This window comes from Pseudomonas fragi (assembly GCF_002269505.1).
In the GTDB taxonomy this organism is placed as follows: Bacteria; Pseudomonadota; Gammaproteobacteria; order Pseudomonadales; family Pseudomonadaceae; genus Aquipseudomonas; species Aquipseudomonas fragi_D.
In genome coordinates this window covers 135512-155448 of the sequence record NZ_NQKQ01000002.1, presented here as the reverse complement: position 1 = coordinate 155448, position 19937 = coordinate 135512, and the positions used below count along the sequence as shown (strand labels likewise).

At 56.2% G+C, this 19937-nt stretch carries 21 protein-coding genes; 12 read left to right on the top strand and 9 right to left on the bottom strand.

Features of this window, described 5'->3' with window-relative positions; genetic code table 11:
- Nucleotides 1-72: 72 nt before the first annotated feature.
- The 6 genes from CJU81_RS03225 to acs form a co-directional block, all read right to left on the bottom strand.
- Complete coding sequence (locus CJU81_RS03225) at nucleotides 73-837, bottom strand: ABC transporter ATP-binding protein (protein ID WP_095003237.1); 765 nt, start codon at nucleotides 835-837, stop codon at nucleotides 73-75.
- Nucleotides 838-860: 23 nt separating this feature from the next.
- A complete protein-coding gene (locus CJU81_RS03220; RefSeq protein WP_095035469.1) occupies nucleotides 861-1973 on the bottom strand; it encodes a succinylglutamate desuccinylase/aspartoacylase family protein in 1113 nt (370 codons plus the stop codon).
- Between the two features lie 3 nt (nucleotides 1974-1976).
- Nucleotides 1977-2675: an ABC transporter permease gene (locus CJU81_RS03215; RefSeq protein ID WP_016782124.1), complete on the bottom strand. Its 699-nt coding sequence runs from the start codon at nucleotides 2673-2675 to the stop codon at nucleotides 1977-1979.
- Entirely contained in the window at nucleotides 2672-3361 is a 690-nt protein-coding gene (locus CJU81_RS03210) for an ABC transporter permease (RefSeq protein ID WP_016782123.1), read from the bottom strand. The genes CJU81_RS03215 and CJU81_RS03210 overlap by 4 nt, the downstream gene beginning before the upstream one ends.
- A 103-nt stretch (nucleotides 3362-3464) precedes the next feature.
- Entirely contained in the window at nucleotides 3465-4238 is a 774-nt protein-coding gene (locus CJU81_RS03205) for an ABC transporter substrate-binding protein (RefSeq protein WP_095035468.1), read from the bottom strand.
- A gap of 548 nt (nucleotides 4239-4786) precedes the next feature.
- Complete coding sequence (gene acs, locus CJU81_RS03200; protein ID WP_095031209.1) at nucleotides 4787-6742, bottom strand: acetate--CoA ligase; 1956 nt, start codon at nucleotides 6740-6742, stop codon at nucleotides 4787-4789.
- 415 nt (nucleotides 6743-7157) lie between these two features.
- Here acs and CJU81_RS03195 point away from each other — a divergent pair, with 415 nt between their 5' ends.
- From CJU81_RS03195 to CJU81_RS03180, 4 genes are all read left to right on the top strand, one after another.
- Nucleotides 7158-7421, top strand: a complete 264-nt coding sequence (locus CJU81_RS03195; protein ID WP_016782120.1) for a DUF2790 domain-containing protein — start codon at nucleotides 7158-7160, stop codon at nucleotides 7419-7421.
- Nucleotides 7422-7563: 142 nt separating this feature from the next.
- Entirely contained in the window at nucleotides 7564-7782 is a 219-nt protein-coding gene (locus CJU81_RS03190; RefSeq protein WP_095035467.1) for a heme utilization protein, read from the top strand.
- 504 nt (nucleotides 7783-8286) lie between these two features.
- On the top strand, nucleotides 8287-9537 hold the full coding sequence (locus CJU81_RS03185) for a ribonucleotide-diphosphate reductase subunit beta (RefSeq protein WP_095035466.1): 1251 nt from the start codon (nucleotides 8287-8289) through the stop codon (nucleotides 9535-9537).
- 265 nt (nucleotides 9538-9802) lie between these two features.
- Nucleotides 9803-10120, top strand: coding sequence for a helix-turn-helix domain-containing protein (locus CJU81_RS03180; protein ID WP_095035465.1), 318 nt, complete (start codon nucleotides 9803-9805; stop codon nucleotides 10118-10120).
- Between the two features lie 9 nt (nucleotides 10121-10129).
- Here CJU81_RS03180 and CJU81_RS03175 read toward each other — a convergent pair whose 3' ends face one another.
- Nucleotides 10130-11158, bottom strand: coding sequence for an MBL fold metallo-hydrolase (locus tag CJU81_RS03175; protein ID WP_095035464.1), 1029 nt, complete (start codon nucleotides 11156-11158; stop codon nucleotides 10130-10132).
- Between the two features lie 272 nt (nucleotides 11159-11430).
- Between CJU81_RS03175 and CJU81_RS03170 the strand changes: the two genes are divergently transcribed.
- A complete protein-coding gene (locus CJU81_RS03170; protein ID WP_095035463.1) occupies nucleotides 11431-12516 on the top strand; it encodes a diguanylate cyclase in 1086 nt (361 codons plus the stop codon).
- A gap of 33 nt (nucleotides 12517-12549) precedes the next feature.
- Nucleotides 12550-13089: a DUF1003 domain-containing protein gene (locus CJU81_RS03165; RefSeq protein WP_095035462.1), complete on the top strand. Its 540-nt coding sequence runs from the start codon at nucleotides 12550-12552 to the stop codon at nucleotides 13087-13089.
- A gap of 13 nt (nucleotides 13090-13102) precedes the next feature.
- Here CJU81_RS03165 and CJU81_RS03160 read toward each other — a convergent pair whose 3' ends face one another.
- Entirely contained in the window at nucleotides 13103-13426 is a 324-nt protein-coding gene (locus CJU81_RS03160) for a DUF2025 family protein (protein WP_095035461.1), read from the bottom strand.
- 168 nt (nucleotides 13427-13594) lie between these two features.
- On the opposite strand from CJU81_RS03160, the gene CJU81_RS03155 reads away from it, so the two are divergent.
- From CJU81_RS03155 to CJU81_RS03135, 5 genes are all read left to right on the top strand, one after another.
- Nucleotides 13595-14722: a glycerophosphodiester phosphodiesterase gene (locus tag CJU81_RS03155; RefSeq protein ID WP_095035460.1), complete on the top strand. Its 1128-nt coding sequence runs from the start codon at nucleotides 13595-13597 to the stop codon at nucleotides 14720-14722.
- Nucleotides 14723-14818: 96 nt separating this feature from the next.
- Nucleotides 14819-15124, top strand: a complete 306-nt coding sequence (locus CJU81_RS03150; protein WP_095029842.1) for a PepSY domain-containing protein — start codon at nucleotides 14819-14821, stop codon at nucleotides 15122-15124.
- Between the two features lie 148 nt (nucleotides 15125-15272).
- Nucleotides 15273-16451: a GAF domain-containing sensor histidine kinase gene (locus CJU81_RS03145; RefSeq protein ID WP_095035459.1), complete on the top strand. Its 1179-nt coding sequence runs from the start codon at nucleotides 15273-15275 to the stop codon at nucleotides 16449-16451.
- Between the two features lie 141 nt (nucleotides 16452-16592).
- Entirely contained in the window at nucleotides 16593-17381 is a 789-nt protein-coding gene (gene mddA, locus CJU81_RS03140; protein WP_095035458.1) for a methanethiol S-methyltransferase, read from the top strand.
- Between the two features lie 112 nt (nucleotides 17382-17493).
- Nucleotides 17494-18000, top strand: a complete 507-nt coding sequence (locus CJU81_RS03135; RefSeq protein ID WP_095035457.1) for a GNAT family N-acetyltransferase — start codon at nucleotides 17494-17496, stop codon at nucleotides 17998-18000.
- Here CJU81_RS03135 and CJU81_RS03130 read toward each other — a convergent pair.
- Nucleotides 17997-18485, bottom strand: coding sequence for a GyrI-like domain-containing protein (locus CJU81_RS03130; RefSeq protein ID WP_095029846.1), 489 nt, complete (start codon nucleotides 18483-18485; stop codon nucleotides 17997-17999). The two genes, CJU81_RS03135 and CJU81_RS03130, sit on opposite strands and share 4 nt — an antisense overlap.
- 199 nt (nucleotides 18486-18684) lie before the next feature.
- Between CJU81_RS03130 and alaC the strand changes: the two genes are divergently transcribed.
- Complete coding sequence (alaC, locus tag CJU81_RS03125) at nucleotides 18685-19893, top strand: alanine transaminase (protein WP_095035456.1); 1209 nt, start codon at nucleotides 18685-18687, stop codon at nucleotides 19891-19893.
- Nucleotides 19894-19937: the final 44 nt, after the last annotated feature.

Below are 19937 nucleotides of genomic sequence, written 5' to 3'. Positions count from 1 at the left end.
TGGCCTGGGCCAACTGCGCGGGATGCGGAGCATGACCTATTTTGGTGCACAGCGGCAGTCTTAAAATGGCAGTTATTTCAAGCTGCCCGACAGAAACTGCTGCAACCGCTCGCACTGCGGGTTAACCAGCACTTCGCGCGGGTCACCGCTTTCTTCGACAATCCCTTTGTGCAGGAACACCAATTGGTTCGACACTTCGCGGGCAAAGCCCATTTCGTGGGTCACCACCACCATGGTACGGCCTTCCTGGGCCAGATCCTGCATCACCTTGAGCACATCGCCCACCAGCTCAGGGTCAAGGGCCGAGGTCGGTTCGTCAAACAGCATGACTTCCGGCTCCATCGCCAACGCACGGGCAATTGCCACGCGCTGCTGCTCGCCGCCGGACATATGCCCCGGGTAAGCATCCTTGCGGTGCGACACGCCGACTTTTTGCAGGTAATGCTCAGCCTTGTCACGGGCTTCAGCCTTGGACATGCCCAGCACATGCACCGGCGCTTCCATGATGTTTTCCAGCGCGGTCATATGTGACCACAGGTTGAAATGCTGGAACACCATCGACAGGCGCGAGCGCATGCGTTGCAGTTGCTTGGGATCTGCGGCCTTGAGCGCGCCGTCTTTGTTGGCAATCAGCTTGAGCTCTTCGCCGTTGAGCAGGATTTTGCCCGCATGAGGCTGCTCAAGCAGGTTGATGCAACGCAAAAAGGTACTTTTGCCGGAACCACTGGAACCGATGATACTGATCACATCGCCCGCCTTGGCGGCCAGTGAAACGCCTTTGAGCACTTCATGACTGCCATAGCGTTTATGCAGGTCTTGGACTTCAAGTTTGTACATGCTGTCGGTTCTCACAAAAACAGTCAGTCGTTGAGCAAGCGCCCGTGACGCAAAGGCTTGCGCCCCGCCACTTTAGCCAGCCAGAAACCGGGTTGGGCATAACGCAGCCGCTCAACGGCAAATAGCACGCCGGCGGTGCCCGCGCATACCGTACTGACCCGGTCAGATAAAGGATCAATCACTTCAAACAGCGGCTCGCCGGGTTCAACCCAGGCGCCCACCGGACATAAAAAACTCACCACACCGGGGTGCGGTGCAAACAACAATTCAGTACCTTCAAACGGCATGCCTTCGCACGCTTCATGCTGCGCGGCAGGCCAGTCACCCGTGATCAAGCCCTGCTCGGCCAGAAACGCCAGAATGCCTTCAGCATACGCCTGTGCCTGCGAGCGCCCGGTATCGGCCTGCCCACCCAGCTCCAGGGTGGTCGCCATGCAAGCCAGCGGAATCTGCGCATCGCCAAACTGGCGCTGCAAGCGCAACCAGGGCACAGAGCAGGCCTCATCGAATGAGCTACCGCCCGAGTCTTCGGCCAGCAAGCCAACCCGCACATCCAGCTGCGCAGCCAGTGACCGCCACTGCGGCCAATGCTGTGGCAAGGCGTACATATGCAGCGCGGCATCGGTCTCGCAGTGCAGATCCAGTACGATATCCGCGTCACAGGCATGGCTGAGCAACACACGCTGCATGCCTTGCAGTTGACTGGTAGCCGCAGGCAACGCGGCCAGCACATCGAGCATGGCCTGGCGAATCAGCCGGGTATTGGCATGCGGGTCATCACCCAGGCATCCCGCCAGCAGTTGCGCTACCGGCTCACTCAACTCGACGAAATCACGGTTGAAATTCTTGCCGCTGCCAAACTCGAAACGCCCCTGGTGACTGCCCTGCAGCAGTTGCCCCAACCCCAGCGGGTTGGCCACGGGGACCAGCTCGATCACACCGTTCAAGGCGCCACGGGCTTCAAGTTCACCCAGGCGCTTCTTCAGCTCCCAGGCACAACGCATGCCCGGCAGTTCGTCAGCATGCAAGCTGGCCTGGATATAGGCCTTGCGCTCACCCGCGCCGAAACGAAAGACCGTCAAGTGGCGCTCGGAACCCAGGCTGCTCCAGGGCAGCAGGTGATCGATTCGTTCCATGATTCAGGCCTTGCGCGGGGCCATATAGCCCAGCCAGCGGCGCTCGGCCAGTTTGAACAGGCGCACCAGAATGAACGTCAGGCACAGGTAGAAAGCACCGGCGGTGATGTAGGCCTCAAACGGCAAGTAGTACTGGGCATTGACGGTGCGTGCAGCACCGGTGATGTCGATCAGGGTCACAATGGAGGCCAGACTGGTGGTCTGCAACATCATGATCACTTCGTTGCTGTATTGCGGCAACGCCCGGCGCATGGCCGATGGCAGCAAAATGCGACGGTACATTTTGGAGCGCGACATGCCCATCGCCTTGGCAGCTTCGATCTCGCCGTTAGGTGTGGCCCGCAAGCTACCGGCAATAATTTCGGCAGTATAGGCGCTGGTGTTGATGGCAAATGCCAGACAAGCGCAGAAGGTAGCGCTGGACAACAACGGCCACATGAAGCTGTCACGAATGACTTCAAACTGGGCCAGCCCGTAGTAGATCAAGAACAGCTGCACCAGCATCGGCGTGCCACGAATCACGTAGGTGAACAGCCAGGCCGGAAAGTTGACCCAGGCCTGTTTGGAGACCCGCATCAAACCCAGCGGCACGGCAGCCAGCAAGCCAAAAAACAGCGAAATACCCAGTAGCTTCACGGTTTCCAGCAGCCCGCTCAGGTACAGCGGCATGCTGGCCCAAATGACGTTGTAGTCAAAGATCATAGCTCAGCCGCCCTAACGCCTACCGAGTAGCGCTTCTCAAGTTGTCGCAATGCCAGCAGCGAAACACTGGTCAGCACCAGGTACATCGCCGCTACGGCCAGGAAGAAGGTGAACGGCTCGCGGGTGGCATCAGCCGCCTGCTTGGCCTTGAACATCATGTCTTGCAGGCCGACCACCGAAATCAGCGCGGTAGCCTTGGTCAACACCAGCCAGTTATTGGTAAAGCCAGGGATCGCCAGGCGAATCATCTGCGGCACCAACACCCGGAAAAACACCTGAAACGGACTCATACCATAAGCCATGCCGGCTTCAGCCTGCCCCTTGGGGATGGCCATGAACGCGCCACGAAAGGTCTCGGACAGGTAAGCACCAAAAATGAAGCCCAGGGTGCCGATACCGGCCGCCAACGGGTTCAAGTCAATGTAATCGTCGTAGCCCAGCATCGGCGCCACGCGATTGAGCAAGTCCTGACCGCCGTAAAAAATCAGCAAAATCAGCACAAGGTCGGGAATCCCGCGGATTACCGTTGAATACAGATCGCCCATCCAAGCCAGCCAACGTACCGGCGACAAGCGCAACGAAACACCGATCAGACCTAGAACAATGGCCAGGGCCATGGACGACAAGGCGAGCTGAAGCGTCAGCCAAGCGCCATCGAGGATGACAGCCCCGTAGCCTTTCAACATGATTCCGGCCCTCTAAAAAATAGCTCGAAAATAGGGAATAAAAAATGGCGCAAACTTCAGAGATCCTGTCGCTTGCGCCATTCAGACGTACTGCTGCGATGTATTACTGACCGTAAATATCGAAGTTGAAGTACTTGTCCTGGATTTGCTTGTACTTGCCGTTTTCACGAATACCCGTGATAGCAGCGTTGATCTTGTCTTTCAGGGCATCACCCTTGCGTACCGCAATACCCACGCCATCACCAAAGTACTTGACGTCGGTGAAGGCCGGGCCGGCGAATGCGTAGCCTTTGCCAGCCGGAGTTTTCAGGAAACCGTCTTCCAGCAGGGTGGCATCAGCAACGGTGCCGTCAAGACGACCCGCTTCCACGTCCAGGTAGATTTCGTTCTGCGAACCGTAAGGCACTACGACTGCACCTTTAGGCGCCAGAACTTCCTTGGCGAAACGGTCGTGAATCGAACCGCGCTGTACGCCAATTTTCTTGCCTTTGAGTTCATCAAGGCTGTCGCTGACCACAGTACCTTCCTTCATCACCAGGCGAGCTGGGGTCAGGTAGTACTTGTTGGTGAAATCAACCGACTTCTTGCGGTCTTCGGTAATGGACATCGAAGACAGGATCGCGTCGATTTTACGCACTTTAAGCGCAGGGATCAGGCCATCAAATTCTTGCTCGACCCACACGCACTTGACCTGCATCTGCTCACACAGTGCATTACCGATGTCGTAGTCAAAACCCACGATACTGCCATCCGGGGCTTTGGAAGCAAACGGAGGGTAAGCCGCTTCAATACCAATTTTCAGAGGTTTATCAGCAGCAAAAGCCTGCAGGGACAGCACGGACAGTGCCAGGGCGCCAAGAAGCACGAGTTTCTTCATCTTAGGACTCCATCGGTAAAGGCAATAAAAGCAGAGTGAGCCTGAGCCCAATATGCGGAAGTTAAACCGGGAATGCGGCGCCACGTCCTACTGGCGTTGCACTGTGATCAGCACAACAACGACGAGCGAGTGATCGGCATTCTAACGACAGGCTTCAAGCCGTTATTTCTTCAATGCGACAACAAATTACAGATGCATCGAAAAAAGCGACTCCAGTCATTGACAGCTCTTCATATTTATGCAAGAGCAAAAGACATAGAACCTATGTGAGTTGCAAATAGCGGGCCTATTATTCGCAAACCCTTCTATTCCGGCAAGTGCAGCGTTTCATCTTATTTATTCAGGGGCCAAAAAGGGCTCTAAAACGGTGCTTTGGGTATCGTAAAGCCCCACCTTGGAGCAGCCGGTTACACATTCGGTAACACCGCCCGCCTGCACACACAGTAGCAATTGTCTTGCCGGCCCTAAATGCACCCTGTGGGAGCGGGCCACCATAAAAAAGCCCCGCCAGGCAAAACCGGACGGGGCTCGATGGGATTCCAGCCGCGTCAGGCGACCTTCATACCTTTATGGGTATCAATCAGGTGTTGCACCACACCCGGGTCGGCCAGGGTAGAAATATCACCCAGGCCATCGTATTCGCCGGTAGCAATCTTGCGCAGGATACGGCGCATGATTTTGCCCGAGCGAGTTTTCGGCAGGCCCGGCGCCCACTGGATGACATCCGGCGAGGCAATCGGACCGATCTCCTTGCGCACCCAGTTTTTCAACTCAAGGCGCAACGCCTCACTTGGCTCTTCGCCACCGTTGAGGGTGACATACACATAAATCCCCTGCCCCTTGATGTCGTGCGGTACGCCGACCACTGCAGCTTCAGCGACTTTAGGGTGAGCCACCATGGCGCTCTCGATTTCAGCGGTACCCATCCGGTGACCGGACACGTTAAGCACGTCATCCACACGGCCAGTGATCCAGTAGTAACCGTCTTCGTCACGGCGCGCGCCGTCACCGGTAAAGTACATGCCACGGAAGGTCTTGAAGTAGGTATCGACGAAGCGGTCGTGATCGCCATACAAAGTCCGCGCCTGCCCTGGCCAGGAATCCAGAATCACCAGGTTACCTTCAGCAGCCCCTTCGATAAGGTTGCCCAGGTTATCCACCAACCCCGGCACCACACCAAAGAACGGACGTGCCGCAGAGCCTGGCTTGAGGGCATGCGCCCCCGGCAGCGGGCTCATCATGCAAGCACCGGTTTCAGTCTGCCACCAGGTATCCACAATCGGGCAACGCTCTTTGCCGACGGTTGTGTAGTACCAGTTCCAGGCCTCCGGGTTGATCGGCTCACCCACCGAACCCAGCAGGCGCAAGCTGGAGCCATCGGCATCCTTAACTGCAGCCTGACCTTCGGCCATCATGGCGCGAATGGCTGTAGGCGCGGTGTAGAGAATATTGACCTTGTGCTTGTCGACGATTTTCGACACCCGGGTAATGTCCGGGTAGTTCGGCACGCCCTCGAACAGCACGGTGGTCGCGCCGTTGGCCAGCGGCCCGTAGACGATATAAGTGTGACCGGTCACCCAGCCGACGTCCGCCGTGCACCAGTACACCTCACCCGGGCGGTAGTCGAACACGCGCTCGTGGGTCAACGCTGCATAGAGCAGGTAACCGCCCGTGGTGTGCTGCACACCTTTGGGCTTGCCGGTAGAGCCGGAGGTATAAAGGATGAACAGGGCTTCCTCAGCGCCCATTTCTTTAGGCGCACAGTGAGTCGAGGCCACGGCCATCAGGTCGTGGTACCAGATATCGCGGTGCTTGTACCAGGCGATGTCGCCGCCGGTGCGCTTGAACACGATGATCTTCTGTACGCTGGAGGTATCCGGGTTGGTCAGCGCCACATCGACATTGGCCTTGAGCGCGGTGCGCTTGCCGCCACGCACGCCTTCATCGGCGGTGATCACCACCTTGGATTTGCAGTCGATGATCCTGCCGGCCAGCGCCTCTGGCGAGAACCCGCCGAACACGACCGAGTGGATTGCGCCGATCCGGGTACACGCCAACATGGCGACCACGGCCTCTGGCACCATCGGCATATAAATAGTGACAACGTCACCGCGGTGCACATCCTGACCGCGCAAGGCGTTGGCCAGCTTGCACACCTCTTCGTGCAGTTCACGGTAGGTAATGTTGCGTTGCTCGGAAGGGTCATCCCCTTCCCAAATGATGGCCACCTGATCGCCGCGCTCGGCAAGGTGACGGTCCAGGCAGTTGTAGGAAACGTTGAGCGTGCCGTCCGCGAACCATTTGATATCGACATGGTGATCGTCGAAAGAGGTCTGTTTGACGGTGGTAAAAGGCTTGATCCAGTCGAGGCGCTTTGCTTGTTCGCGCCAGAAGCCATCCGGGTTGACGACGGACTGCTGGTACATCGCCTTGTAGGTCGCCTCGTCAGTCAGCGTATTGGCAGCGACTTCAGGGCGTACGGGATACAGGGAAGCGGCACTCATGTTTCATACCTCAATGCTTGTAGTTGTTGTTTTATGACCCTGTTTTAGCCGGGCCAAGCCGTGAGATCCATTCGACGTTGGTAGTAAGAAACACGCAGAAAACCCATGGTTTTTCTGCGCAAGGCTCAAGCACAGTACTTACAGCGATTTGCTGCTCGCCACGGGCCTTGTAAACGTCACAAATGAGCCCTGTTTTCGACGATTGTTGCAGAAACTGTCAACAGTCTTTATCAAAACCCCCTCTATATGCCCGCACGGCACAGGCCTAAAATTCATCTCGCCAACCAAGGCACCGCGATTAACCCAAGTTACAGCCCCCACGAAGGCAAGTTTAGTCGCTCTTAAATACTCAGTTTCACACACAGCCTCACAAGGGCTGTGTGACCCCACTCGACCGAAAACAGGTAAATCTGAAATGAAAGCGTTGTTAGTTCTGGCCTTGAGCAGTGTGTGTCTGACCGCCATGGCTGATGAAGTGAACACACCCGCTGCGCACTCGCAACCTGCCGTAGAACAGTATTCCTACTCGTCCGAACTGGACATCGCCAAAGTGATTTCCATGAGCGAAATCCCCAGCGTCTGCGAAGTTGTACCGGCCCAGATGGTCTACGAAGACTCGCAAGGCAAGCAGCACACCCTTGAATACCGCGTGATGGGCAACGGCTGCTCCAACGGTTGATTAACGACCTGCGATTTATTCCAGTTGTAATCAACTCACTTATTTAAGCGAACCAACGCGGCGCTTAATTGCAACTTCCAACCTGACTTATATAACGTTGAAAAGTTGCCCGCCTGCGCTCGTATCGCTCGGGAATTATTTAATGAAACGTTTATTGATTGTGGCTTTGAGTTTGTCCGTTCTGTCCAGCTCTGTCTTTGCCGCCGACGGTTATGACCGCACTCACGCCGCCACTTTTGCTGAAGATGGCTACAACAGTACCCGCTCGGCCAATTTTGCCGAAGACGGCTACGACAACACCCGCTCGGCCAGTTTTGCCGAAGACGGTTATGATCGCACCAACGGCCATCGCCTCAGCTAACACCGCTTCGACCCGACGCCCGGCATCTTCCGGGCGTGGTCTGCCCTGCTACAAATCCCCGCTAATCCCCGCTCATGCCACAGGTCATTTGGTCGCCCCGACCTATGACAAAAAAACTTCTGCTCCGGCAAACCCTCGCTCAGCCGCAGCCATGCCTAAGCCCAGGACAAATTTAGGGCGTTTCGTCGCATCCCCTGAAAAAAAAACTGGCTGAAATACCTTGTGCAAAAGCCTTATACTGCGGCCATCAAAAAGGCTTGGCATATCCCCTTCACGGGCTATAAAACCACGCTGTTACGGCCCCAAGGCCCAGGGTGAGTGCAGGCACGACCTCCTCCCCTGAGCGACAGCGGTACAAGCCAACGTACACATTCATGTTTTTGCGTGAGCACAACGCTACTGCAAGCAACATTTCTTAGATCCAAGTGGCCTATGGCCGCGTAAAAACCAAACCATCAGTGTTTTCACGCGGCTATCAGGCCCTCACGCAGGAGACGACACGTCATGCTGAGCTGGGACGAATTCGACAAAGAAGACGAAGGCGAAGTCGCTGTTAAAGGCGCCAACGCAGGCCACGCAACCGAAGCCAACATGGACCGCCTCGACGCCGCTGGCGGCGTAGCTGCCCAAGAAGCCCGTGCAGTCACGGCTAGCGACTCGGCTGCGATCATTCGCGCCAAGGCCGCGCTGGACAACCTCGACATCGCTGAAGGTCTGGCCGAGCTCGAAGGCGCTTCCGCCCGTGTTGCGGTTGACGAAAAGATGATGATCAACTGCCGCGCCGACCTTAACCAGCTCGTGCCGTTCAAGTACGACTGGGCGTGGCAGAAATACCTGGACGGTTGCGCAAACCACTGGATGCCGCAAGAAGTCAACATGACCGCCGACATCGCCCTCTGGAAAAACCCGGAAGGCCTGACCGACGACGAACGCCGCATCGTGATGCGCAACCTGGGTTTCTTCTCGACAGCCGACTCCCTGGTAGCCAACAACCTGGTACTGGCTGTTTACCGTCTGATCACCAACCCGGAGTGCCGCCAGTACATCCTGCGCCAGGCCTTCGAAGAAGCGATCCACACCCACGCCTACCAGTACTGCATCGAATCGCTGGCCATGGATGAAGGCGAGATCTTCAACATGTACCACGAGATCCCGTCGGTCGCCAAAAAAGCCACCTGGGGCCTGAAATACACCCGTTCGATCTCTGATCCGAAGTTCGAAACCGGTACTGTCGAAACCGACAAAGAACTGCTGCGCAACCTGATCGCGTACTACTGCGTCCTGGAAGGCATTTTCTTCTACTGCGGCTTTACGCAGATCCTGTCGATGGGTCGTCGCAACAAAATGACCGGGGTTGCCGAGCAGTTCCAGTACATCCTGCGCGACGAATCCATGCACCTGAACTTCGGCATCGACGTGATCAACCAGATCAAAATCGAAAACCCGCACTTGTGGGACGCTGAAATGAAGGAAGAAGCTTCGCAGATGATTCTGCAAGGCACTCAGCTGGAAATCGAATACGCACGTGACACCATGCCACGCGGCGTATTGGGCATGAACGCAGCGATGATGGAAGACTACCTCAAGTTCATCGCCAACCGCCGCCTGTCGCAAATCGGCCTGAAAGAAGAATACCCGGGCACCACCAACCCGTTCCCATGGATGAGCGAAATCATGGACTTGAAGAAAGAGAAAAACTTCTTCGAAACGCGGGTTATTGAGTACCAGACCGGCGGCGCGCTGAGCTGGGATTGATACGCGGGCTTGATCCAAGCCATGCTTAGAAAGTAAAAAAGGGCCAACAATGTTGGCCCTTTTTTTATGCGTCGACATTGCCATTTATCTTCTCGGAATCCGCCTGCCATAGATCCTCTTCAAGCTGAGCCCTGGTAGCTCACGGATCTCTAACCGGCATGCTGCCCCCTCGGCAGTGATCAAGAAATGAATTTGTTCCAGAGCTAAAATAGCTGTATAAAAACACAGTATATTTTCAAGCACTGACTCAGCCCTGGAGAAACCCATGCCTCATTCAGCCACGCGCAGTACGTTTGAACGCATCGTCATCAATCAATTTACCCCGCAGCACTGCGCGCAGGCCCGCGAAATGCTGGGCTGGAATCGCGAGTATTTGAGCGAGCAGTCGGGGGTTTCAGTATCGGCAATTGAACGCTTCGAAGCACAAGCCCCCGTGCGCGACGTTACCCGGCTGGCCCTGGCCTACAGCCTTGAAGCGCAAGGCCTGGTGTTCTTTCCCGGCTTTACCCCCGGGCGCGGGGGCAATGTTCGCGGTACAACACCAGATCCGATGGGGCGCGAAGATTTTGCTCTGATCGAGTGAAACTCAGCCCTATTGCCCCGCAGTTTCTACCTCAAGCCACCAGGCACGGCCCGGGTGAGGCGTTAACAGATTGAAAGCCTCACCCATTTGTGGCGTTGTAATGAGCACATTGCGCTGCGCTGCCAATGCCACAATGCGGTCAAACGGCTCTGACCAGGCATGGAAAGCCAGATCAAAGGTGCCGTTGTGAATAGGCAACAACCAGCGACCATTGAGGTCGATGTGCGCTTGCAGGCTGTGTTCGGGCTGCATGTGTACATCTGGCCAATCAACGTTGTAGGCCCCCGTCTCCATCAAGGTCAGATCAAATGGCCCAAATTGCTCGCCGATCAACTTGAAACCGTCGAAATAACCCGAGTCGCCACTGAAGAAGATCCGCACATCATCAATGATCAATACCCAGGACGCCCAAAGCGTTTGATTGTGGTCAAACAGGCCACGGCCCGAAAAGTGCTGTGAGGGGGTAGCGATAAAGCGGATGCCTGAAAGATGGGTGTCCTGCCACCAGTCCAGTTGCTGAACCTTGCTGGTGGGCACTCCCCATTTGACCAATAAATCGCCTACGCCCAATGGCGCCAAAAACTGCTGCGTTTTGGCCGCCAGTTGCAATACGGTTCCTTGATCCAGGTGATCGTAGTGGTTGTGGGAAAGAATTACCGCCTCTAGAGATGGAAGTTCATCGAGGCTTATTGGCGGTGCATGAAAACGCTTGGGGCCAGCCCACTGAAAAGGTGAAGCGCGCTCAGCGTAAACCGGGTCGGTCAGCCAGTATTTACCTTTGAGCTTGAGCAGCAAGGTTGAATGGCCCAATCGATACACGCTGAAATCCGGCGCCTGGTCCAATTGCTCTCGGGTCAGCGCCTTGACCGGTATAACGCCTGCTGGCCGTGTGCTGGCAGGCTTTTGAAAAAGCATTTTCCAAAAAATACCCAAGGTCTTGCCTAAGCTGGAAGACGGCCTGGCACCCGAATTTCGAAATGCGCCCTGAAAACGCTCAGCGGATTTAGGCCGCTCAGCACTGCGTGAGTCGAGTGCCATGATCTGAAGGCTCCAGTAAAAATTTGATTATTGCCCTGCTTTCGGCTCAATACAGGTCGACCATCATTCAATGAGCGCGGTACCGACATCACACAGCCAGCGCAGTTGGTCCACACTTGACCTGATAGCGTTAGCCCGGGGCCATTGCCGGTCAAAATTTTATGCAATTTAGGCGATGTATTCTCGACAATGCGTGCCAGCCAACCAACAATCGGCTCTGCGGTACCGAAAGGTACCGGAACATCAAGCCCAAACATCTTGCGCAGATAACCATGGACAATAAAAGAGGCAAAGGGCTGTCGTTTGCCAAGCGCATATACGCGCCGCGAACCATTGGCTTGGGCATTGGCAGCTTCAGCGTAATGGCCGCTCTCTACCCCCTCAATGTGCCCCTCTGGATATGGGGCCTGTTGTTGTTCAACGGCTTTATCTGGCCACATCTGGCCTTTGTGTTGTCGACCCGCTCCGCTTATCCGTTTCAGGCCGAGCGTCGCAACATGCTGCTGGACTCTGTGTGGGGCGGTTTTTGGGCGGCAAGCATGCAGTTCAACCCGCTGCCGACCGTCACCATCCTGTCGATGATGATGATGAACAACGTGGCTGCAGGCGGTCAGAAGATGCTGATCCGTGGTGCGCTGGCACAGTTTACCGGCGCAGTGCTGTCATGGTTGCTGCTGGGGATCGCCTTCAATCCGGACACCACCGCCCTGCAGATCTATGCATGCCTGCCCATGCTGACGCTCTACCCTTTTGCCGTGGGCATGGTCAGCTATCGACTGGCGATTAAACTGGCCGAACACAAGCGCGCCTTGAGTACCCTCAGCCGCACCGACAGCCTGACCGGGCTGCTCAATCACGGTTCATGGAAAGACCTGCTGCAACTGTGCTTCCAGCAAAGTCAGGATAGCCACATGCCTGCCACTCTGGCATTGATTGATATCGACCACTTCAAGCAGATCAACGACACCTACGGGCATATCGTCGGGGACAGTGTGTTGCGCAGGCTCAGCCATGAACTCAAGGAAAACCTGCGCACCGAAGACCTTGCCGGGCGCTACGGCGGCGATGAGTTTTGCGTCATCCTGCCCAACCGTTCGCTGGCTCAGGCTCGGGAGATTATGGAGCGCCTGCGCCAGGTGTTTGGTAATTACCAGCACGCCGATGACCCTGAATTGCGAGTCTGTGTAAGCCTGAGTATCGGACTGGCCGCTTGCCGGCCCGAGTACCAGAACGCATCAAGTTGGCTGAATGAAGCCGATAAAGCGCTGTATATCGCAAAAAATACCGGCCGCAACAAAGTCAGCATCGGTGCCGCAGATACACTTTCAGAAGCAGCCTTGAGCAACAGTCCGGAGTAGCCCGTTACTCATCTGAGATGAAGGGGAACACCCATGGCATCTGAAAAAAAACACCTCGACGCTAAAGCCCCATCAAGGAAAGTCGACCACCTGCGCTTTCATCGGGCCTATGAGCATTTGGCTCCAACCTTCGGCAGCGATCGTTTTGCCTTGAAAGCAGAGGCCTTCGCCCGATTCTTTGGCACACCTGCCTTCCTCGGCGCACAAACCCTGATCGTGGTGATATGGGTATGCCTGAACATATTTGGCGTGACGCACTTTGATATTTACCCCTTCATCCTGCTCAATCTCGCCTTCAGCCTGCAATCGGCCTATGCGGCGCCCCTGATTTTGCTCGCACAAACTCGTCAAGCCGCACGCGACAAGGCGCAGGCCGATGCAGACGCCCAGCACCGGGAAGCGCTGGCCGTAGCCAATGCCGAGCGCCAGGCTGCCGCGGCGCAAACCACGGAACAGATCATTACGCTGCTGCAACAAAATACCCGGCTGACTGAAATGACCAAGCAACTGACCGAACGGATTGAAAGCCTGACCTCAGAAATGCACCAGCACTTCGTCCGCAAAGTGCCCTAGCAACAGCGCGTAATCAGCTGATGCAACGGCGCACGGCCGAAATTTCGGGCACGTCCTGACGCTGCATATACACCCGCAGGGGTTCGGTGATGTTCAAACGATCATCGATATTCTGATCCAGCAACAACTGAATCAACTCGCGCTTGAGGGTCATGGTGTCGGCGCCGCAGGCATGCCAGACAAATTCGCTGGTGGGCGTGATGTTGTCATCGGCGACATCCATTCCAAACGAATCCTCGCTGAAACGGACAATGTGCTGGCCTGTCTTACGATTGAAACCAACAAAGCCGTTAAGTAGGTCGGCGGCCTGGCAGATGAGTTGCGAAGTGATACGCATGGTAAACCTCACTGATAAGCCTGAAAGGCTCTGGGACGGTGGTTTACACGCAAGTTCAATTGTTTGCCCCTCTGCCGGGGGCGTTGATGTGGCCAAGAGTACTGCACATCCTCAAGAATAACCGCTAAAAAACATCCTCTGTTTTTCTGACTGAAAGGAACGCAACCAATGCCTGATACTTTCGGCAAAAGCGCCCTGTTGCTGAGTCTGATTCTAGGCATGGGCAGTGCACCGGCCTACAGCGCAACGAGTACCACCGAGGCCGCACTGGCCAGCGCTCACGGCATCCCCCACCCGGCAGTCATTGCACATCGCGGTGCGTCCTTCGATGCCCCGGAATCAACCGCTGCCGCCTACACCCTCGCCCGAGACCTGGGCGCTGACTATCTGGAGATGGACCTGCAGCGCAGCAAGGACGGCGTTCTATTTGCCCTGCACGACAACAGCCTGTTACGCACCACTGATGTGGCCAAAAAGTTCCCGGAGCGCAAGGACAGCCCGGCCAGCGCCTTTACCCTGGCGGAGCTTAAAACCCTGGATGCCGGCAGCTGGTTCAACCAGGCTTACCCCGACCGCGCACGCCCTGCCTATGTTGGATTACCCATTCTGACCCTGGACGAGATCATCGATATTGCCCAGGCCAACCCTAATCACACGCCAGGGCTGTACATCGAAACCAAAGAACCTGCGCAGTTCCCGGGCATCGAGCACGACCTGAAAAACAAATTGAGCGAACGCGACTGGCTTGCGCCTGCGACAGGGGCAAAGGCAAATCTGCAGGTCGGCCAGGGCAAGGGCCGGGTGATTTTGCAAACATTCGATAAAAACAGCCTTGAGCTGCTGCAAAAAGAAATGCCCGACACGCCAAAAATCCTCCTGCTGTGGGTAGGTGAAGGCTCAATCACTCCTGAAACCAGCCTGAGCTTCGCTGACTCGGGCGAGAAGGACAAAGCCGCTTACTATGCCAAACAGCATCCCAAGGACAAAGCCGAGTTCATCAACTGGATCGACTTTGCCAAAGCCAGCGGCGCCATTGGTACGGGCCCGTCAGCGGCACTGACCCACGGCGGCGAGCAGAGTTACGCCGACCTGATCCAGCCGTGGATGAACACGGTGACCCACGACAGAGGCATGCTGGTGCACGCCTACACTCTGGATGAACCCGTGGACTTCAAGAAGGCAATGGATGCAGGGGCCGACGGTATTTTTACCAACCGCACCAGCGAATTGCTCAAGTTCTACCAGCGCCCGTCAGCACAAAGCGTCAGCCAACTGCTGGAGAACAATGGCTATTGAACCTTCAGGCCAGTAACAGGGCGAAAATTAAGGGTGAGTTAAGTTGCGCCGGTTAATCTGAAGCCACTTGAACAGATCAACCCAAAGGGACTAAACATGAAACCACTTAACGTAGTATTCGCCACTGTTGCCCTGGCTCTGACCGCCGGTATTGCCCAGGCCGATGTACGCCCGGACCATATCCCGGGCCTGCTCAAATCGGGTGAGATCACCTCGTTTGAAACCTTGAATCAAGCTGCGCTGGCCAAACACCCCGGCGCCACCATTCTCGATACCGAGCTTGATCACGCCTACGGCAAGCTGGTTTACGAAGTGGAACTGCGCGATACCAAAGGCATCAAGTGGGACGTAGACCTCGACGCAAAAACTGCCGAAGTTCTGCAAGACAAACAAGATACCTGAGTTAGTTGAATTAAAAGGCCGCGCCACTCTCTATGAATGGCGCGGCCTTTTCGTTGTAAAATTTTAATAGTGATTTAAATAGCAGATGAAGGTGTGCCACGTGCAAGTGTTCTGGCTAGAATCACCTTTTTGAGCACGAGCATTTACCATGGCGCAGGGCACGGCTGACGATATCGCGACGATTAACCGGATCAGTGCCGTACCTGCAATCTTGCAGGTGGTTACAGAAATGACCGGCATGCGCTTTGCCGCCGTGGCCCGTGTAACTCAAACCACCTGGACCGCCTGCGCGGTTCTCGACAAACTGGGCTTCGGTTTGCAACCCGGTGGCGAGCTGGATCTGGTCAGTACCCTGTGCTTTGAAAGCATGAACTCGCACCTGCCGATCATCATCGATAATGCCAGTGCCGACCCGCTCTACCAGCACCATCACACACCGAAGATCTATAGCTTCGAAAGTTACATCACGATCCCGATATGGCGCACTGACGGCAGCTTTTTCGGTACTTTGTGCGCACTCGACCCCGAGCCTGCAAATCTCAGGAACAGCACGATCCAGTCCACAATGGAGTCCTTCGCACGCCTGCTGTCGCTGCAAATCGACACCGAAGAAAACCTGCAGCGTACAGAAACCGCGTTGGTGCAAGAGCGCGAAACCGCAGAATTGCGCGAACAGTTTATTGCCGTAATCGGCCATGACCTGCGCAATCCGTTATTTGCCATCACCACAGCCGCAGAGCGTTTGTTACGCGTGCATCCCAGCCCACCCACCGATGTGCTGGTGCAGCACATCCTGAGCTGCGGCAACCGTGCCTCGCAACTGGTCGAAGACGTTATGGACTTTGCCCGTGGACGGCTCGGCAGCGGCATCCCGCTGACGCTATGCGAGTGCCCCGACCTAGACAAGATCTTCAGCCATGTCATTTCGGAACTGCAAAGCGTGCACTCGCAGCGCTCCATCGACTCAGAGATCGGGCCACTTGATGGCCTTCGCTGTGACAGCGGCCGCCTGGCCCAACTGCTCTCCAACCTGCTGACCAATGCCATCACCCATGGCTGCCCCGGCGGGGCCGTGCGTGTCTCAGCCCGGGTTATCAACGGGGTGTTCACCCTCAGGGTCTACAATCAGGGCAGGCCTATCCCGGCTGAACAACTGCCGCACTTGTTCAAACCTTATTCACGCCCGTCCACCGATACGCCGCAAGCCGGCCTTGGTCTTGGACTGTACATTGCCAGCCAGATCGCCCTGTCCCACGGCGGCCTGCTGGAAGTCGCCTCGGACCACACCCAGGGCACGGTCTTCACCTTCAGCATGGCGCAGCCCTGATGCTCTGACGCCGTTGTTTGGTATGTGAGGTGACATCTTTTGACCGCCCGACCGCGACGCTGGCCATTTGCCGTATCGGGGCTAAGGTACTCGCTGTAGACGTTTAAGTTGCAATTTCGCCATGTTCGAAAGGAGTCGTTCATGCACACCAAAATTGAGCTGATACCGCGTTCAACCAGCCGTACAACCAAACTCGCAGCGCTGCTTTACAGTCTGTTCAGCTATGTGTTTTTTCTACTGACATTTGTTTACCTGATGGGTTTTCTGGGGAATGTCGTCGTCCCGAAAAGTGTCGATTCAGGACCTGGCCTGGCATGGCCCTTGGCGCTTGTGGTCGATGTGCTGCTAATCACCGTATTCGCACTGCAACACAGCATCATGGCGCGCAAAAGTTTCAAGCGCAGGTGGTGCAGAGTCATCCCGCCGGTCATTGAACGTGCCACTTATGTCCTGGCATCCAGTGTCGTGCTGGCGCTGATGTGCTGGCTGTGGCAGCCGATCGATATCAGTGTCTGGAGCGTACAGTCGCCCGTGCTTGCGGGGGTGCTTGTCACACTGTTCTGGCTTGGCTGGGGGCTGGTGCTGCTGGCCTCTTTCATGATCAGCCACTTCGAATTGTTTGGCGTCAAACAGCCCTTTGACACACTGCACCCACCAAAACCAGTAAACAACGCATTCAGAACCCCCGCCCTCTACAAGCTCGTACGTCACCCGTTGTATCTGGGATTCTTGATCGCCTTCTGGGTAACGCCCGAGATGAGCGTCGGCCACCTGGTGTTTGCACTGACCAGCACGATTTACATTCTGATCGGCACCCAACTGGAGGAAAAAGATCTGGTGGAGCTGTTTGGTGACAAGTACCGGGACTATCAAAAAAGCGTCGGCATGTTGCTGCCCAATCTGCGCCGCAAGTCCGGCTCCGGGCGCTGACACACGAATAATCTGTATTTGACCCCTGGATGGGTAGAAACTGACGAGCTGTTCAGCGGCAACTGACACTGCCCGTCAGTTGCCCCCTATTACGCCTCGACAGAACTCCGACATGAACACCCGTCTCTGCGCTTACGAAGACCTGACCCCCCGCCAGTGCGGGCAACTGCGCCAGATTGAGGTTCGCCCAGAGCAGATTGCTTTTTGCGGCACCATCGATTCGGCCCTGCACTCGCTGCCCACCCGCCCCCACGCGGGTATTAAAGGGTTGGTACTGCTCGTTGACGAGGTGCCGGTAGCCTTTTTGCTCCTCAAGCGCGAGCCGCTGCTGGCTCATTGGGCTGCTGTAGGCAGCGCCACCCTGCATGCACTGCAAGTGGACAGCCGGGCTCAGGGCCAGGGATTGGGCAAGGCCTGTTTGCGCGAGCTGCCGCAGGCGATTGATCAGTTCTGGCCCGAGATTGACCAGTTGATGCTTTCAGTCAGCCCGTTCAACACCAGCGCACTGGCTTTTTATCTGAGCCAGGGCTGGGTCGAGCAAGGCGAAGCTTATCGTGGCGAACGACGCCTGGTGCTGTCGCTCAAGCCGATACCACCTGTGCAACTGCAGGCCGGTTAAGCAGGCTTTTTGACCGGCAGCCAGATCTCCAGCCCCTTGCCGGTGTCCGGGTTGAAGTCTGCGCTATAGCGTTCGAACTCGGGTGCATCGGCGGCTTCGTAACCCGAGTTTGGCAACCAATCTTTCCAGATTGCCTGAAAGGTTTGGGCAAGCGTATCCAGCGCCCCGTGATGCTCAAAAATCGCATACGTTTGCTCTTGCAGCTCAATCCAGCGATAACGTTCGGGCAGGTCATCCAGTTTGCTGATGGCCACACCCGCTATGTATTCAAAGCCGCCCTCGCCATCTGGATTACAGCAAACACCGTAGGTTTCCTCGCCAATTTGACTTGGAACTTTACCGATCTCGGGAATGAACTTGTCCCATAACAGCGGGATTTGATCAGCAGTATCCTGAGTAAAACGGCCACCCAAACCCGCGATCAATTGAAACTGGCCTTTGGCAAATCTCGGCGCTGACAGTTCGAACTTTTTTAGTTGGTCCATGGGGCATGCTCGATGGAGTAAGTAGGAAACCTAGCTGCTGAGTATAGGAACAAAACTACATGCAAGACGGATTAGCGAGAAAATAGGCCCTGGGGCCATCTAGACAAACGGCCATCACCGCCCGTATTGTTCCCTCCAGACCACCGCAGTGGTCAACGTCGCTCGGACGGTTCCGGGCGCTTACGTACTAGAGGCACACATGGCAGACCAAGGTTCGCCGCGACGCTTTGCGCGCATAGATCGACTCCCCCCTTACGTTTTCAACATCACGGCTGAACTGAAGATGGCCGCCCGACGTCGTGGCGAAGACATCATCGACTTCAGCATGGGCAACCCTGACGGCCCGACGCCGCCGCATATCGTTGAAAAACTTTGCACCGTCGCACAGCGTGAAGACACTCACGGCTACTCGACTTCGCGTGGCATTCCGCGCCTGCGCCGGGCAATTTCTCATTGGTATGCCGACCGCTATAACGTTGAGATCGATCCCGAGCACGAAGCCATTGTCACCATCGGCTCCAAGGAAGGCCTGGCGCACTTGATGCTCGCCACCCTGGATCAGGGCGACACCGTACTGGTGCCCAACCCCAGCTACCCGATTCACATCTACGGTGCAGTGATTGCCGGTGCCCAGGTGCGTTCGGTGCCTCTGGTTCCCGGTGTGGACTTTTTTGCCGAGCTGGAAAAAGCCATCCGGGGCTCGATCCCCAAGCCAAAAATGATGATCCTGGGCTTCCCGTCCAACCCTACGGCACAGTGTGTCGAGCTGGATTTCTTTGAGCGTGTGGTGGCCCTGGCCAAACAATACGATGTGCTGGTGGTGCATGACCTGGCCTACGCCGATATCGTCTATGACGGCTGGAAAGCACCTTCGATCATGCAAGTGCCTGGCGCCAAGGACATCGCGGTGGAGTTCTTCACCCTGTCCAAAAGCTACAACATGGCCGGCTGGCGTATCGGTTTTATGGTGGGCAACCCTGAGTTGGTCAATGCCCTGGCACGGATCAAGAGCTACCACGACTACGGCACTTTCACCCCGCTGCAAGTGGCGGCGATTGCGGCGCTTGAGGGCGACCAGCAGTGCGTCAAGGATATTGCCGAGCAGTACCGCCAGCGCCGCAACGTGATCGTCAAGGGGCTGCACGAGCTGGGCTGGATGGTCGAAAACCCAAAAGCTTCGATGTATATCTGGGCCAAGATTCCCGAGCACTACGCCCACCTGGGCTCACTGGAGTTCGCCAAGAAGCTGCTGGCGGATGCCAAGGTCTGTGTTTCGCCGGGGGTAGGATTTGGTGAATATGGTGACGACCATGTGCGCTTTGCCCTGATTGAAAATCAGGATCGCATTCGTCAGGCGCTGCGTGGGATTCGCGCCATGTTCCGCGCTGATGGCTTTAACGCTGGCTAAGCCTTAAACCGGTGTGGGAGCGGGCTTGCTCGCGACTGGATCGC

Coding starts and splice junctions, on each gene's coding strand:
- CJU81_RS03225 (WP_095003237.1), bottom strand. CDS start 837: ATGTACAAACTTGAAGTCCAAGACCTGCATAAACGCTATGGCAGTCAT.
- CJU81_RS03190 (WP_095035467.1), top strand. CDS start 7,564: ATGAAACGTTTATTGATTGTGGCTTTGAGTTTGTCCGTTCTGTCCAGC.
- CJU81_RS03170 (WP_095035463.1), top strand. CDS start 11,431: ATGGACAATAAAAGAGGCAAAGGGCTGTCGTTTGCCAAGCGCATATAC.
- CJU81_RS03150 (WP_095029842.1), top strand. CDS start 14,819: ATGAAACCACTTAACGTAGTATTCGCCACTGTTGCCCTGGCTCTGACC.
- CJU81_RS03195 (WP_016782120.1), top strand. CDS start 7,158: ATGAAAGCGTTGTTAGTTCTGGCCTTGAGCAGTGTGTGTCTGACCGCC.
- alaC (WP_095035456.1), top strand. CDS start 18,685: ATGGCAGACCAAGGTTCGCCGCGACGCTTTGCGCGCATAGATCGACTC.
- CJU81_RS03180 (WP_095035465.1), top strand. CDS start 9,803: ATGCCTCATTCAGCCACGCGCAGTACGTTTGAACGCATCGTCATCAAT.
- CJU81_RS03145 (WP_095035459.1), top strand. CDS start 15,273: ATGGCGCAGGGCACGGCTGACGATATCGCGACGATTAACCGGATCAGT.
- CJU81_RS03155 (WP_095035460.1), top strand. CDS start 13,595: ATGCCTGATACTTTCGGCAAAAGCGCCCTGTTGCTGAGTCTGATTCTA.
- CJU81_RS03165 (WP_095035462.1), top strand. CDS start 12,550: ATGGCATCTGAAAAAAAACACCTCGACGCTAAAGCCCCATCAAGGAAA.
- CJU81_RS03210 (WP_016782123.1), bottom strand. CDS start 3,361: ATGTTGAAAGGCTACGGGGCTGTCATCCTCGATGGCGCTTGGCTGACG.
- CJU81_RS03215 (WP_016782124.1), bottom strand. CDS start 2,675: ATGATCTTTGACTACAACGTCATTTGGGCCAGCATGCCGCTGTACCTG.
- CJU81_RS03160 (WP_095035461.1), bottom strand. CDS start 13,426: ATGCGTATCACTTCGCAACTCATCTGCCAGGCCGCCGACCTACTTAAC.
- CJU81_RS03175 (WP_095035464.1), bottom strand. CDS start 11,158: ATGGCACTCGACTCACGCAGTGCTGAGCGGCCTAAATCCGCTGAGCGT.
- CJU81_RS03220 (WP_095035469.1), bottom strand. CDS start 1,973: ATGGAACGAATCGATCACCTGCTGCCCTGGAGCAGCCTGGGTTCCGAG.
- CJU81_RS03205 (WP_095035468.1), bottom strand. CDS start 4,238: ATGAAGAAACTCGTGCTTCTTGGCGCCCTGGCACTGTCCGTGCTGTCC.
- CJU81_RS03185 (WP_095035466.1), top strand. CDS start 8,287: ATGCTGAGCTGGGACGAATTCGACAAAGAAGACGAAGGCGAAGTCGCT.
- CJU81_RS03135 (WP_095035457.1), top strand. CDS start 17,494: ATGAACACCCGTCTCTGCGCTTACGAAGACCTGACCCCCCGCCAGTGC.
- mddA (WP_095035458.1), top strand. CDS start 16,593: ATGCACACCAAAATTGAGCTGATACCGCGTTCAACCAGCCGTACAACC.
- CJU81_RS03130 (WP_095029846.1), bottom strand. CDS start 18,485: ATGGACCAACTAAAAAAGTTCGAACTGTCAGCGCCGAGATTTGCCAAA.
- acs (WP_095031209.1), bottom strand. CDS start 6,742: ATGAGTGCCGCTTCCCTGTATCCCGTACGCCCTGAAGTCGCTGCCAAT.